The sequence below is a fragment of the Geobacter sp. genome (assembly GCF_030834625.1).
Lineage (GTDB): Bacteria > Desulfobacterota > Desulfuromonadia > Geobacterales > Geobacteraceae > Geobacter.
Map to the genome: position 1 here is coordinate 1 of NZ_JAUQXO010000059.1, position 14587 is coordinate 14587.

The window sequence follows — 14587 nt, forward strand, 5'->3', positions numbered from 1 at the left end:
TACATCGAGATATTCTACAACCGCCAACGACGCCACTCGCGCCTTGGCTATCTGGCCCCGGCCGTGTTTGCCCTGAACTTCTGCACAAACACGGCCGCCGCTTGAGTTGGGAGTGTCTACTATTGACAGGACACCTCAGTAGTCCTCCCGATCCGATCAGATTCAGGCGCAAAAGAGGAACCGTGCATGCCTCTGCAAGGTGCTGGGTAAAATGTCCAGATGAAGCAATTCGGAAACGGGCCAGCGAGCTCCGGGGAAAGCTCGATAATCGTTCGATGTCCGCTCAGGGAGCATATCACGACATAGATGATGACATGTCTAAGGTCTACAAGGCGGTTCGGCGCCACATCGTCAAAAACTTCCTCGGCGGTTTCCACGGCAAATGCGCGTCCGTGGTTTCAAAATCGATCTGGTGGGAACCCGGTCATCTCGACACCTTGCCACTATGCCCTTGGGCGTTTGCGTACCTGTATTGGCGAAAGCACTGGGAAATGAAAGTGTATGGCTACAGGCGCAAGACTTGCTTTGTCTGGGATTATAGAGGGATAAATTACGGGTCGCTAACAAACGAACTCGAAAGAAATTGGCTCAGGTTCAGGGTCTGCGCGCAAGAATGCTATTGGACTTTTCAGGAATGTGTTCTCTTGGCCAAAGAGATGAACCGGCGGGGGGAATACAACTGGGATGACGCCCAGATATCTGGGAGACTGTTGCCGTATTGGGCAGTTGAAGTGTCCGATTCGCAGCCACCAGTAGTTCACTGGTGGCCATACAAGGCTTTGCCCAGCAAAACTCTTAAGGCAAGCGAGACCAACCGACGTCATCAGCAAACGACTGTTCGGCAAGCAGATGCAATGATGCCTGGTAGCTTGCTACGAATAAGAAACCGACGAGGGAAGCTTTTGCAGCTATTCGTGAGGACAGTGACGCATGCCGGAGGATGAATTCTACATCAATTTGGCAGGGTAAATACTTTTACTTCAAATTCGTAAATACTTTTAGATAAACAGACTTGTCAGGAAGTCAATGTCCTCAAAATCCAACAATTACGTCCCATAAGATATATTATGTCAAGTACATGAGGTGACGGAGGTCAAGCAAGTGATGAGACAGCCTCAAGAGAACTGATGGTGAAAAATGACATCCCCAGGCTGTCGCTCAACCTCTACAGTCTTTGTCTGATAATCATAGGTATAAGTAAGATAACAGCTTACCCGCGGATCGTTTAAAATATTCGGAGTGAAAGCTACCAGGTTCGCTCCGGGACACCGCGCTGACGGCGCCAGCAATCCCGGATGCCCTTCTTTTTGCAACCGCTCGGCAATTTGCTGCGTGAAGCTGTAATCATCGGAAACAAGGTCCGGATATCGTTTTTCCTTTCCTATCAGGTCTATGAGAACAGCGCGGGCTCGGACCAGATAGACAGCCCTTTCCCTCACAAGACGCCCTGTTACCCCTTCAATCCTCGATTCCTCCCTCATCATGTGATAGACGGTTTCATGGATGGTGGCCTCTAACTGTAGAGAACCATACCACACACCAAATGTCCCGTTCCCATAGCGCGAGAGCATATAGGGTTCTTTGGTGAACGGGTAATCTATGGCTGTTGTATAGTGAAAACCTCGATCAATCAGGCCAATAGGAATACTTTCTTTAACCCTTGCTTCAGCAATTGTCGCGTACTGGCTTTGGCCCACATCGTCAGTGAGATCGTCAAAAAGGTCGACCGATTCACGCAGAGAGACAATATTCCGGAACACATCACCCTGGAAATCGTGGGTTTTTACAAACAGGGTCTTCACTAGAGTCCCCGGTAATAATCAAGATAACGTGCGACCCTGGCGAGCCCGATAATCCCCTGTTCCTTCATAACCGTCAGAGGGGTGAGATTATTGAATGCCGTGTTGCGTCGGTTCACCCAGGAATACCGTATTTCAGGATTGTATGGATAAAGCAACCGTAACGACTTATGGATCGCCAGCAGGAAGCCAACCCGGTCAAGGGAATCTCGCCCCTCCGGCAAAGCTTCCCCTTTCGCATATTTCGCGAGAAGCCCGCGGCTCTTTGGACTAAGGCCCAATAATTCCAGCTGGTCAGAAGTCGACAGTTCCCAACGGGTAAAGAGCTTGATGATCATTTTGGCCAATGCACTGCGGGCTTCCGTGCTGTGCAGGTTAATTTCCGAAGGCCGAGTCTGAGTAAGTAGCATCGTGGAGCACCTCTCTTTGTGTTCAATAATACACAAAGAATGTTCAATATGCAACAGCGTGCCTCCGCTATCGACACGCACCTGTGCGGTAATTCTGGATTAGAAGTCTGTTGGCCCCCTGCTCACTCCTGAAACTGTTCGAGTGCCGTAACCAGTTCGACTATCTTTTTCACGACCAGCTCTTCCAGGCATTTCCCCTTTTCAGCGGTTGCCTTGGTCGGATCGCCCCAGACACCATTCGGCCAGAATTTTCTCTTGTTCCGGACCAGAATTCCCGTGGGGAATGAGGGGAACTCCCGCTCTCCCGCACCCTTCACCAGATGCGGATGCGTGTGCATGATCCGCGACGTCTCTATCTCACCGGCATGGGCATCGCCCTCCGTCTCGATAATCCCCTTCCCTTCCCTGCTGGCAAGCTCATATTCGGTGACGACCGCAATCCTGATGTCGGGAATCTCCGGCAGAAGCTCCTCTCCGGCGTCCTGAAGCGCCATGCGGTGGGAGCCCCCTGCATGGCCGGTGAGAACGACGATATTCCGCATCCCCTGGGCGTACAGAGAGCGGACGATGTCTTTCATGAGCGCCTTGAGGGTTGCGGTGGTGATGGAGATGGTGCCGGGATGGCATGATGTGGAACGGCAGGAGCCGTAGTGGATCGGCGGGACCACGAAGAGGGGAATCTGCTGGGCCGCCTTCTTGCCGACTTCGTAGGCCTGAATGGTGTCGGTGGAAAGCGGCAGGTGGGAGCCATGTTCTTCAACGGACCCGAACGGGATAAAAACCGTTTGGGTGCGCTTCAGGCCCTCCTCGAACTCGACCATAGTCATTGTTTCGATGATCATGTCGCTCCCGTTTGCCCTTACAGCTGTGCCATGAACTTGTGGGTCTGGGGGATTATGCGGACTTCATCCAGGTGGCGGCAGGCAATCTCCTGGAATTCCAGCGCCCTGACGGGGTTAATGCCGACACTTCCGCCAGATTCGGTGACGGGTTGCAGGATGAGGGGAATATGGCTGTTTATGGCGGCAATCAGTTCACTGGCGCGGATGATCTCCCATTCTTCCGTTTCATCCCCTACGATAACTTTTACAAAGACATTCTTTCTGGCGGCAATTTGAAGAAAACTCCGGTGGTCGTCCCACAGGCCGGTGCAGCCCGAGGTTGAGGGAATCTTGATATCCATGCCGATGATGTCGATATGGTCGATCAGAAGCCCAAGGACGGTGTGCATGACACCATTGGTTTCCAGGTACACGGGAAGGAGATTTCTCAGGACGGGAAGCCACGCCGAAAGGACAGCATGGCTCAGAAGAGGCTCTCCACCGGTGAGGCTTATGGAATGATGGACCCCCGGCCATCCCCGGTGCCAGCCTTCCATGAGCGCGGTCAGGCGGTCGAGGGAAATGGGGTTCGGGGTGGGAACAAAATCGCGTCTGCCTGGCGTCTGCTCGATGAGACAGGGCTCAGCGGTGCATTCGGTGGGGGTGTCGCAGTAGTCGCAGGTGAGGTTGCAGCCGCGGAAGCGGACGAAAATCTGACGCAGGCCAATCAGCATCCCCTCACCCTGGACCGATGAGAAAATTTCAGCGAGTTCCGCGGTCGGCTTACTCATAATAGGTGGCAGCGGCGTTGTCCGACTCCCAGACGGTTATGCTTTCAACCTTGATGTTACCATCATTGAGACGCTTCGAAAGCTCCTCGTAAAGGTAGCGGGAAATGTTCTCCGACGAGGGGGAAATATCGCGGAAAGGGTCCAGATCATTCAGGTACTTGTGGTCAAGGGTTCGCAATAGTCCGTTCGTCTCCTGCTTGAGAATCTTGAAATCGATCCCCAGACCTGCCTTGTCGAGCTCCTGGGCCATGACGGCCACCTCTACCTTCCAGTTGTGCCCGTGGAGGTTCTCACAGTCACCCTGGTAATTGATGAGGCAGTGGGCAGCGGCGAAGGAGGTAAGAATCTTGAGTTTGTACATGGACTGTTCCCCTGACAGTGATTTGATTGAGCGGTGGGATAGTACCATGGGAGACCTTAAATTGCAAAAACTCTCCCCAATTCCCCCACCTTTCAGTTTACACAGGTAAGTATGTATGGTTAAATTTAGACTGTAATGTATTGATTGTCAGGAGGCTGCATATGAGTAGCGACGTGATTGAAGGTCAGATGGCCCTCTTTGAAAGCCCAGCCAATTCAAAGGAGAAATCTGCCAAGAAGAAAGCGAAACCACTTGAGGTGAAAGCAGAACACAGGTCAGTAAAAAAGGCCACAGAGAGTTCCGCCCCCCTTAAAAAAGCAACTACCAGGAAGTCGGAACAAAAATCCCAAAGCAAGAATAAAGCAAAGACACAAGCCCGACCAACATCTGGTCAGGTGCCTGAGGGGGATGTGCGGCTCACCGCAAACATTCGCGAGGATCTCCATCTCAAGCTGAAGATTGCCGCAGCGAACAAACGAACGACTATCGGTGAACTTATCGAGATGCTGGTTGCAAAACATCTGAAATGACAGATACTGTTCTCCAAAGACGTCTCGGGAGGGTGACCATGAATACCAAGGATCAGATAGATATCTTTTTCCAGTCGAAGGCCTTTGGCGTTGTCGGCGCTTCAATTGACCGGCACAAATACGGCAACAAGGTGCTGCGCTGCTACCAGCAGAAGGGTTTGCGGGTAATCCCGGTAAATCCCAGGGAGCAGGAGATCGAGGGTGTTGCGTGTGTGCCGGGCGTCATGGAACTTCCCGACGATGTGACGAGCATATCGGTAATTACCCCGCCCAAGATCACCGAACAGGTGGTTGAAATGGCTGCCAGCAAGGGGATAAAAAACGTCTGGATGCAGCCGGGAGCCGAAAGCGATGCTGCCGTCGAGGCGTGCCGGAGAAGCGGGATCAACGTGATTGCCGACGGAAGTTGCATTCTTGTGGTTCTCGGCTATCACGACCATTGAGCGCGGAGAACCGCCTCAGGGATATCTATTGCTCCGGGGGACTCACCCCTGAGGCTGCCGCCCTCTTCCGCCACATTGTCTACAGCCACTACCGCCGCCACGGCCGTACCCTCCCGTGGCGCGAGACTCACGACCCCTACGCCATCCTTGTCTCCGAAGTAATGCTTCAGCAGACCCAGGTCGACAGGGTGGCAGGTAAGTATGAAGCATTCCTTTCGGCGTTCCCCGATTTCGGTTCCCTTGCCGCAGCCCCCCTTGATGCGGTTCTTGCCACCTGGCAAGGGCTCGGCTACAACCGGCGGGCCCTCAATCTTAAGCGTTGCGCCGAAGCGGTCATGGTAGAACATGGCGGCACCCTACCCTCCTCCATCGCTGAACTGGAAAAGCTCCCCGGCATAGGCCACTATACCGCCCGGGCCGTTGCTGCCTTTGCCTTCTCTGTTCCTTCCGTATTCATCGAAACCAACATCAGAACCGTTTTCATCCATCACTTTTTTCATGGACCGGAAAAGGTTCATGACCGCGAGATTGCTCCGCTGGTAGAAGGGACCCTTGATCGTGGCAATCCACGCGATTGGTATTATGCCCTCATGGACTACGGCGTTCACCTCAAGAGGTTCCACGGCAATCCTTCGCGGCGTAGCGCCCACCACGCAGTCCAGAGTCTCTTTAAGGGATCCAATAGGGAGCTGAGGAGCCTGATACTTAAAGCGGTACTGGATAAGCCAGGTATAACACTTGAAGAAATAACAGCTTACCTAGACAGACCGCAGAAGACCGTACTGAGTAACCTACAGCAGATGGAAGGGGAAGGGTTTATTGCGAGGCGTAAGGGGCGGCTGTTTATCGCCTGACGAGGGACAGTGGTATTGACGCAGCCGCCATGGGATACTTACTTCTTTATCTGGTCCGCCACCATCCGGCTTGCCTTGGCCACCTCGTCAGGATCGCCCATATAGTAACTCCTGATGGGTGTCAGGTTGTCCGTTAGCTCGTAGACAAGGGGGATGCCGGTCGGAATATTGAGATTGACGATCTCGGTTTCGGAGACCAGATCCAGGTATTTCACGAGGGCGCGCAGGCTGTTTCCGTGGGCGGTAATGAGAACCCTTTTCCCCTCGCGCACAGCGGGGGCGATTGTTTCGTGCCAGTACGGGAGAAATCGGGCGACCGTATCCTTGAGGGATTCGGTGAGGGGAAGCTCCTCGGGTGAAAGTGATGCATAGCGGGGATCTCTGCCGGGGAATCGTTCATCGTCCGCCGTGAGGGCCGGCGGCGGGATATCGTAGCTGCGGCGCCAGATCATAACCTGCTCCATGCCGTGCCGCTCGGCAGTCTCTGCCTTGTTGAGCCCCTGCAGCGCCCCGTAGTGACGCTCGTTCAGCCGCCAGTGGCGGTATTCCGGAATCCACATGAGGTCCATCTCTTCCAGGACGTGCCAGAGGGTCTTGATGGCTCGCTTGAGGACCGATGTGTAGGCCACGTCGAAGACGAACCCTTCCCTCTTCAGTGTGCGCCCCGCGCTGATTGCCTCCTCGATTCCCTTCTCGCTGAGACCCACATCGGTCCAGCCGGTGAAACGGTTCTCCCTGTTCCAGGTGCTTTCGCCGTGGCGGAGCAGAACGAGCTTTTTCATGATGAGGTACCCTCAGAAGTCGGAAATTACAGCCTGTTTCGTCTGACTGAGTAAGTATATACAGGCATCGGCTCTGTGCAACTCCCCTATGCTTTCGCCTCCCGCTCCTTTCCCGAGTTCCGCCCGGTGCCCAGACGGGTCTTCACCCACTCCTGCATGCGATCCATATAATAGTAGATGACCGGCGTGATGTAGAGGGTCAGTAGCTGTGATACGACAAGCCCCCCCACAACCGCGAGACCTAACGTACGCCGTGCCTCGGCTCCTGCCCCAATCCCGAGGGCGATGGGGAGGGTCCCCATGAGGGCCGCCATGGTGGTCATCATGATGGGACGGAAACGGACGAGGGCCCCCTGGTGGATCGCCTCCAGGGGGGGCTTCCCTTCGCTGCGCTGGGCCTCCAGGGCGAAGTCGATCATCATGATGGCGTTCTTCTTGACGATGCCGATCAGCATGATGAGGCCTACGAAGCCGTAGAGGTTCAGCTCCTTGCCGAAGAGCATGAGGGTGATGAGCGCCCCGAAACCGGCGGAGGGAAGTCCCGACAGAATGGTGATCGGATGGATGTAACTCTCGTAGAGGATGCCGAGGACGATGTAAATCACCACGATCGCCATGATAATCAGGACCGTGAGCCCCGTGGTGGACTGCTGGTAGGCCTGGGCAACCCCCTGGAAGCTCGTGGTGAACGTGGCGGGAAGGGTTTCGCGGCTCACCTTGTCGATGGCTGCCACCGCCTCGCTCAGGGGAGTGTCGGGCCGCAGGTTGAAGGAAATGGTAACCGCGGGAATCTGCCCCAGATGGTTCACCGACAGGGGACCGAGGGTGCGCCGCAGGCTGGCCAGGGTATTGAGGGGAACCAGATCGCCTTTCTGGGAGCGTATGTACAGCATGGAGAGGGCCGCCGGATCGATCTGGTACCGGGGTTCCAACTCCAGAATGACCTTGTACTGGTTGTTGGGGGCGAAGATGGTGGAAACCTGCCGCGAACCGTAGGCGTAATACAGGGCGTCCTCCACCTGGTGGGCGGTGATGCCGAGGGCCGACGCCTTGTCCCGATCGATGTCCAGCTGAACCTGGGGATTCTGGAGCTGAAGGTCGCTCGTCACGTCAAGGAGCAGCGGCACCTGCTTCAGCTTTACCTCCAGCTCGGCCGCTCGGGCGTAGAGGTCCTCGGTGTCGGGGCTCTGGAGCACGAACTGGTACTGGCTTTTCGCCAGCCTGGCCTCAAGCCGGATTGGCGGCGGGTTCTGGAGGAACATGAGGATTCCCGGCACCCCCATCACCTTTGGCCGCAGCTGCTGGATGACTTGGTCGGCGTTCAGCTTCCGTTCGTGGCGGGGCTTGAGCTTGATGAACATGAAGCCCGAGTTGGACGACACCCGGTTCCCCCCTGCCCCCGCCGACGACATGAACGCCTCCACGTTCGGGTCCTGGAGCACGATGGCCGCCAGCTGCTGCTGCTTCGCCTTCATCTCCTCGAAGGAGATTCCCTGGGCCCCCTCAGTCATGGCGAAGATGGCGCCGATGTCGTCGCTGGGCAGCAGGCCCGTGGGGACCTTCGTGAAGAGCCACACGGTGAGGACTGTCATAACGAGCGTGCCAATAAGCACCGTCCGGCGAAGCCTCAGGACTTGGCCTAGGGTCACTTCATAAAAGCGGTACATGCCGTCGAAGAACCGCTCCATGAAATTATAGAACCGGCCGTGGTTCTTCTCGCCGTGGGGGCGGAGGAAGCGGCTGCAGAGCATGGGGGTCAGCGAGAGGGAGACGAAGCCGGAGATGAGGATCGCCAGGCTGATGGTGACGGCAAATTCGTGGAGGAGCCGTCCCAGCATCCCCTTCATGAAGAGTACCGGGATGAAGACCGCCACCAGGGAAATCGTCATGGAGACGATGGTGAAGCCGATCTCCCGGGCGCCCCGGAGTGAAGCCTCCATGGGGTTCTCACCCTTCTCCAGGTGCCGGACGATGTTCTCCAGCATGACAATGGCGTCGTCCACCACGAAGCCCACCGAGAGGGTCAGAGCCATGAGGGTGATGTTGTTGACCGAGAACCCCATCAGGTACATGGCCGCAAAGGCGCCGACGATGGAGAGCGGGAGCGCAAGGCTCGGAATTACCGTGGCCGGCAGGTTCCGCAGAAAAAGGAAAATCACCAGGATCACCAGGCAGATGGTGAGCATCATGGTGAACTTCACGTCGGCAACCGACTCCTTGATCCCCTCGGTCCGGTCGAAAAGGATGTTCAGCTCCACCGATGCGGGGAGCTGGGAGCGGAAGTGCGGGATCAGTTCCTTGATCCGGCTCACCACCTCGATGGTGTTGGTGCCGGGCTGGCGCTGGATGGCGAGGACGATGGCGCGGGTCTGCTTGTACCAGCCGGCTATCTTGTCGTTCTCCACGCTGTCGATGACCGTGCCGATCTCTCTGAGGCGGACCGGCGAGCCGTTGCGGTAGGCGACGATGAGCGGCTCGTATTCCCTGGCGGTATAGAGCTGGCCGCTGGTCTGGATGGTGAGGGCCTCGTGCCTCCCCTCCAGCGTACCGGTGGGGAGGTTCACGTTACCCCGCTCCAGGGCCTGGGCCACCTCGTCGATGCCGATCTTGCGGGCCGCAAGGGCCTTGGGATCCACCTGTACCCGCACCGCGTACTTCTGGGCGCCGTTAATCTGCACCGAGGCCACGCCGTTGACCATGGAGATCCGCTGGGCGATCATGGTGTCGGCGTACTCGTGGACCGTGGAAAGGGGAAGCGTGGGCGAACTGAGGGCCAGGTAGAGGACCGCCTGGTCAGCCGGATTCACCTTCTGGAACGACGGCGGCGCCGGCATGTCCTGGGGGAGCTGGCGCTGGGCCCGGGAGATGGCCGCCTGGACATCCTGGGCCGCGGCGTCGATGTCGCGGTCAAGGGTAAATTTGATGGTGATGCGGGATGAACCGAGACCGTTGGTGGAGGTCATGGAGTCCACGCCGGCGATGGTGGAGAACTCCCGCTCCAGGGGGAGCGCCACCGACGAGGCCATGGTGTCGGGGTTGGCGCCGGGGAGGCTGGCGGAGACCTGGATGGTGGGGTAGTCGACGGTGGGGAGGTCGTTGACCGGCAGCTTGTTGTAGGCGATGAGACCGAAAAGCATGACGGCCAGCATGACGAGGCTCGTCATGACCGGCCGCCGGATGAAGATTTCGGCTATGTTCATGGATGGCTACCCGGAGACTGGCCGGTAGCCTGCCCGGATTTTGCTGGTCCCTGGTCCCCGCCCCCCGGTCTCTGCTTTTCCATCACCTTGGCATTGGGGGTGAGCCGCATCTGTCCGTCGGTCACCACGGTTTCGCCCGGCGCAAGCCCCTGCTCAATGATGGTGAACCCTTCGTGGGCAATGCCCGGGGTCACCGGACGGATCTCCACGGAGGAGTCGGCCTTCACCACGAAAACGTAAGGGCCGCTCTGGCCGGTCTGGAGCGCCTGGGTCGGTACCACGACGGCATCGGGCCGGGCCGAGAGGGTCACGACCACGTTGGCGAACTGCCCTGGCCAGAGGCGCCGTCCCCTGTTCTCGAAGGTCCCCTTGAGCTTTATGGTGCCGGTGGCCATATCGACGGTGTTATCGAGGAAGCTGATGATCCCTTGTTCCGTCGGGCCGTTATCGTTGGGAATGGTCGCCTCCACCGCCAGCTTACCCCCTGCCATGCGGCGCTTGATCTCGGAGAGGTCCTTTTCGGGGATGGAGAACGTCACGTAGACCGGCGTTATCTGGTTGATGGTGACCAAAGGAGGGTTCTCGTTGGCCTTGACGATGTTCCCCGCGTGGACCGCCAGATTCCCGGTGCGGGAGCGGATGGAGCAGTAGGAAAGCTCCACCTTCGCGTTCTCCACGGCGGCCAGGTCGGCGGCCACGTCGGCGGCAAAGGCCTCGGCCCTGGTCCGGTACTGTTCGTACTGCTCCTGGGTGACGATGCCGTCCTTCACCAGTTGGGCGTACCGTTCCGCGTCCTGTCGGGCGTTCCGGGCCTGAACCCGGTTGCGGGAGAGGTTGGCCTCGGCCTTCCTCAACGCAGCCTGATAGGTGCGCGGGTCGATGGTAAAGAGAAGGTCCCCCCTTTTCGCATCCTGCCCCTCGGAGAAATGGACCTTCAGCACCTCGCCGCTCACCTGGGCCTTGACCGCCACGGTGGCGTAGGGTTCCACGTTGCCGATGGCCTTGATCTGGACCGGAATGGTTTTCCGCTCGACCGTGGCAAGCGCAACCGGCACCGGCGGCTTGGCTTTCGGTTTCTGCTCCTTCTTTGCACAGGCGCCAAACACCAGCGGAATCAGCAGTACAAGGACCTTAACTCCCGCAGGGGAGCACAGAAAATGGATGAGCGGTCTTCGGCCGCCAGATGTAGCGGAAAGCATCGTCATTACAGTTGACTCCGAAGCGGGTGACAGGCGTTTACCGGATATGGAACGGTCACTGGCGGGCGTGTTGCGCATAGAGACTATCGCCATCCATTTCAGTAACCGTTATTCCCAGTTTTTCCAGAAGATCGCCGGTTACGCGCCAGAGTTGGGTTATGGCTTCGGAATATCCCACCAGTGCCTTGATCTGGTTGTCCTTTGCCGTTGCCAGGTCGTTCTCGACATCGAGCACATCCCTGGTAGTGGCGAGCCCCACCTCGTTCTTCCTGATAAATGAGCGAAGCCGCTCCTCGGCAAACGCCTTGCCCCGGTCGGTGACCTCGATCTGCTTGAAGTTGGTCTTAATGGCGCGAATGGCTATCTTCACATCGTTTTCCACGTTCGACTCGAGGCTTCTGATCTGGGTCCTGATCTGCTCCACCTGGAGCCTGCTCCTGATGTACTCATTCCGTGCCGCATCGTTGCCGAGAGGATACTCGAACGTGAGCCCCACGCTCCAGACGGGGTAGTCGGCAGAACCCACTTTCTCCACGTCACGCCTGTATTTGCTGTCGATCCCGGTGAGGGCAAGACTGGAATTGAGGTTCAGGTCGGGAAGCGTCCGGTTGTGGGCGACCTTCATCTGGAGTTCGCTGGTACGCAGGTTGCTCCGCTGCTCCAGCAGTTCCGGGCGGATTTCCAGGGCACGCCTGACCAACTCCTCCTGATTGGTCTGGAAAGGGTCCCTTGTCGGTACGTCGGTCGGGATGATCTCTCCCTGCATGGGAAGCTGAAGCAATACCCGCAGGAAATCGTTTTGATTGAGCACCGCCCTCTCGGCGTCGTTCAGATCCTTCTCCCTGCTCGCCACGCCGAATTCAGCGTTGAGGATCTCCATGGCAGGAAGGACCCCCGCCTTTACCCGCGCTTGCGTATCGCTGAGAATCTTGCGGGCAAGATCGAGGGACGTACGCTTCACCTCAAGTTCCTCCCGCAAGAGGTAAAGCCGGTAGTACTCGGTCCGAACCCGGGCCACCGTGTCCAGCAGCTTTGTCTTGAACCGCTCGGTGGAGCCGTCCTTGTTCCCCATGGCCACCATGATGCCCAGTTCGGTCGGCTCCCTGCCGAAGTTCTTGAGCAGCGGCTGCGAAATGCTGAGGGAGACGTCAGAATTCCAGTATTCGTTGAGGAAGAGTCGTTCCGAAGATGCATTGTTCTTGTTGTAGGCATTATTGAAGGTGAGGCCGACAGTGCCGCCGAACGGGATGAGTTGGTTGATCCCCGGATTGATCGTGAATTGGCTGTTCCTGTTGATCGCAGAACCCGTCTGGAACGCGCTTACCGCTTCAGTTTCTGAATAGTCGAATGCGGTATCGAGGGTGAGCCGCGGGTTGTAAATCCCCTTGTTCTTCCTGACATCCGCCTCGGCCATGGCCGGGTTGTAGAGCTCGGCCTTAACATCGAGATTCCTTTCAACAGCACTCCTGACGGCCTCCGCGAGGGTCAGGGATATCCGGCCCTCCTCAGCCAAAGCGGGCACCGCGGCAAGACAGAGGCACAGGGCAGCACACATCCGTTTCATTGGTCAATTCCTCCTCAAAAGCCGTCGAAGCAGGGTTGTGCCCTCTTCCGGCAAAAACAGATTATTCTTCATCCATTGTCAAGTAAACGAGGAACCCCGCAAAACGTTGAAAAAATATTTTCCACCCCGCCAGCATCGATGATGCAGCGATTCCTCGAAGCTATGTTCACTAAAATACACACCCTGTCAAGGCGAAAGTTTTAACAGTTCTCCTACTTCGCGGGCGCATTATTGGTCCTTCTTCATGGCCCCGAAACAAGCGCAACACACGGTTTTGTTTGCCTGGTTTATGCAAACAGCGTATCTTCGTTTTGTTCCAGCAGATAACACATCTATCTCACAGAGGTGCTCCTATGAAACCAATTGCCATCCTTGTCCTTCTCGCCTGCATCTTTTCCTTTTCCGCCATGGCAGAAGAGCTGCCAAAGATCGAACCCCAACCAGCCAGCGAGCCGCCTAAGGCCACTGAAACGCTGCAGTCACAGTCGACCGTGAAAATCGGCTCTGTGGACATCTCGAAGATAGCCAGCGACTCGGCCCCCGGCAAGGCGGCAAACGCCAGGTTAAAGGATAAGACCGAGAAATACCGCTCCCAGATTACCGCCCGGCAGAAAAAACTCGAAACCATGAAGAAGGATATCGAAACGAAGCTTCCTGCCCTCTCCCCGCAGCAACGGCAGGCAAAGATAAAGGAGCTGGAGAAGAAGGTGGGGGAATATCAGAAGTTTGCGCAGGGCGCCGAAAAAGAGATGCGGAAAATGGAGAGCGAATTGAGCGAGTCCATGATCAAGGCCATCCAGAAGGCCGCGGACGAGTACGGAAAAGCCAACGGTTTTGCCGCAATTGTGCCGAAACGGGACCTGCTCTATCTGGGTGACATGGTGGAACTGAGGGATGTGACTGAAGATATAATAGAAAATATTCGTTAAGCTTTCTACCCTTAACAGCTGACCTGCTTTATGCTTCAAATCCTTGAATGTCGTAGATGAGAAACGATGGTGAAATTAAGGGGGCACCCAAGGCAGGAGCCCCCAAACTCAATAAACTCATTCGCTCCAAAACGTAAGAGTTGGATGACTGGATTTTGGAGGTCTCTTTATTTTTTCTTCGATTCACCAAGAATATAGCCGGTAAGAGCTCCTGCTGCGCCGCCGAGAGTAGCTCCAACCGCGGCATTCCCCCCTGCTATCCCGGTAAGAAGGGCCCCGCCTGCGGCACCAATTGCACCTCCGCTCAACGTGCGCTGCTCGGTTTGCGACATCCCGGCGCACCCTGCCGTTACCGAAACCAAGGCAGCTATAGCGACAAATTTATTAAGTTTCATAAGACATCTCCTTTCTATCAACGCCACGACATAAACCTTCTGACGATGTCTGATAATCATCATTTCTATTCTTTGATTTCATCGTAAAAACCGGCCTTTATTCTCGGCTTGACAATTTTGTCCCAAAGAACCTTCATTACAGGATCTGAAAGCGATCCGGGATTGTCTGTATAGTATTTGTCGATCATAGAGACAATCTCAGTCATAGGCATTCCAGCCAAACCCTCCGCCATCTTCGAGGCGAGTCCTGCTTTTTTCAATTCTGGCCGTTTTCCCTCAACTTCACGTTCCATCGTCACGACATGCCCGATACCCCAGATGAAGGCAATCTTTTCACCAGAAGTCATGGCCTGCCATGTTTCTCCCTTCAAGAGAGGCATCTCCTTAAGATTTACACTGGCATCAGACAAGGGCTTCTCTTCGGTTGCACTCGCGTCAAGGTAAGTTCCCACTGTTGCCCCCACTAAGGCCAGCGCACAACACAAGCAGATAAGTTTCAGCAATTTCAT

General features: G+C 56.3%; 15 protein-coding genes. 4 read left to right on the forward strand and 11 right to left on the reverse strand.

Going from position 1 to position 14587, the window contains the following annotated elements; genetic code table 11:
* Positions 1-1115: 1115 nt before the first annotated feature.
* The 5 genes from RCH91_RS13830 to queD all read right to left on the reverse strand — a co-directional run bounded on the left by RCH91_RS13830 (position 1116) and on the right by queD (position 4182).
* Positions 1116-1802 carry an RES family NAD+ phosphorylase gene (locus RCH91_RS13830; RefSeq protein WP_306535553.1) on the reverse strand — a complete coding sequence of 229 codons (687 nt, stop codon included), beginning with the start codon at positions 1800-1802 and terminating at the stop codon, positions 1116-1118.
* Positions 1802-2263, reverse strand: coding sequence for an MbcA/ParS/Xre antitoxin family protein (locus RCH91_RS13835; protein ID WP_306535554.1), 462 nt, complete (start codon positions 2261-2263; stop codon positions 1802-1804). Before RCH91_RS13835 ends, RCH91_RS13830 begins: the two co-directional genes overlap by 1 nt.
* A 68-nt stretch (positions 2264-2331) precedes the next feature.
* Positions 2332-3051: a creatininase family protein gene (locus RCH91_RS13840; RefSeq protein WP_306535555.1), complete on the reverse strand. Its 720-nt coding sequence runs from the start codon at positions 3049-3051 to the stop codon at positions 2332-2334.
* Positions 3052-3068: 17 nt separating this feature from the next.
* Positions 3069-3821: a 7-carboxy-7-deazaguanine synthase QueE gene (locus tag RCH91_RS13845; RefSeq protein ID WP_306535556.1), complete on the reverse strand. Its 753-nt coding sequence runs from the start codon at positions 3819-3821 to the stop codon at positions 3069-3071.
* Complete coding sequence (gene queD / locus RCH91_RS13850; RefSeq protein ID WP_306535557.1) at positions 3814-4182, reverse strand: 6-carboxytetrahydropterin synthase QueD; 369 nt, start codon at positions 4180-4182, stop codon at positions 3814-3816. The genes RCH91_RS13845 and queD overlap by 8 nt, the downstream gene beginning before the upstream one ends.
* Positions 4183-4343: 161 nt before the next feature.
* On the opposite strand from queD, the gene RCH91_RS13855 reads away from it, so the two are divergent.
* From RCH91_RS13855 to RCH91_RS13865, 3 genes are all read left to right on the forward strand, one after another.
* Positions 4344-4712, forward strand: a complete 369-nt coding sequence (locus tag RCH91_RS13855) for a hypothetical protein (RefSeq protein ID WP_306535558.1) — start codon at positions 4344-4346, stop codon at positions 4710-4712.
* A gap of 38 nt (positions 4713-4750) precedes the next feature.
* Positions 4751-5155 carry a CoA-binding protein gene (locus RCH91_RS13860; protein ID WP_306535559.1) on the forward strand — a complete coding sequence of 135 codons (405 nt, stop codon included), beginning with the start codon at positions 4751-4753 and terminating at the stop codon, positions 5153-5155.
* 161 nt (positions 5156-5316) lie between these two features.
* On the forward strand, positions 5317-6009 hold the full coding sequence (locus tag RCH91_RS13865) for an A/G-specific adenine glycosylase (protein ID WP_306535618.1): 693 nt from the start codon (positions 5317-5319) through the stop codon (positions 6007-6009).
* Between the two features lie 38 nt (positions 6010-6047).
* Here RCH91_RS13865 and gpmA read toward each other — a convergent pair whose 3' ends face one another.
* The 4 genes from gpmA to RCH91_RS13885 all read right to left on the reverse strand — a co-directional run bounded on the left by gpmA (position 6048) and on the right by RCH91_RS13885 (position 12754).
* Positions 6048-6791 (reverse strand): 2,3-diphosphoglycerate-dependent phosphoglycerate mutase, encoded by a 744-nt coding sequence (gpmA, locus tag RCH91_RS13870; RefSeq protein WP_306535560.1) that lies wholly within the window; start codon positions 6789-6791, stop codon positions 6048-6050.
* A gap of 86 nt (positions 6792-6877) precedes the next feature.
* Positions 6878-9991 carry an efflux RND transporter permease subunit gene (locus RCH91_RS13875; protein ID WP_306535561.1) on the reverse strand — a complete coding sequence of 1038 codons (3114 nt, stop codon included), beginning with the start codon at positions 9989-9991 and terminating at the stop codon, positions 6878-6880.
* Entirely contained in the window at positions 9988-11196 is a 1209-nt protein-coding gene (locus RCH91_RS13880; protein WP_306535562.1) for an efflux RND transporter periplasmic adaptor subunit, read from the reverse strand. The genes RCH91_RS13875 and RCH91_RS13880 overlap by 4 nt, the downstream gene beginning before the upstream one ends.
* 49 nt (positions 11197-11245) lie before the next feature.
* Positions 11246-12754, reverse strand: coding sequence for a TolC family protein (locus RCH91_RS13885; protein WP_306535563.1), 1509 nt, complete (start codon positions 12752-12754; stop codon positions 11246-11248).
* Positions 12755-13107: 353 nt separating this feature from the next.
* On the opposite strand from RCH91_RS13885, the gene RCH91_RS13890 reads away from it, so the two are divergent.
* Complete coding sequence (locus RCH91_RS13890) at positions 13108-13683, forward strand: OmpH family outer membrane protein (protein ID WP_306535564.1); 576 nt, start codon at positions 13108-13110, stop codon at positions 13681-13683.
* A gap of 167 nt (positions 13684-13850) precedes the next feature.
* Here the strand turns inward: RCH91_RS13890 and RCH91_RS13895 are convergent, their stop codons facing one another.
* Positions 13851-14078: a hypothetical protein gene (locus RCH91_RS13895; RefSeq protein ID WP_306535565.1), complete on the reverse strand. Its 228-nt coding sequence runs from the start codon at positions 14076-14078 to the stop codon at positions 13851-13853.
* Between the two features lie 65 nt (positions 14079-14143).
* Entirely contained in the window at positions 14144-14587 is a 444-nt protein-coding gene (locus RCH91_RS13900; protein ID WP_306535566.1) for a hypothetical protein, read from the reverse strand.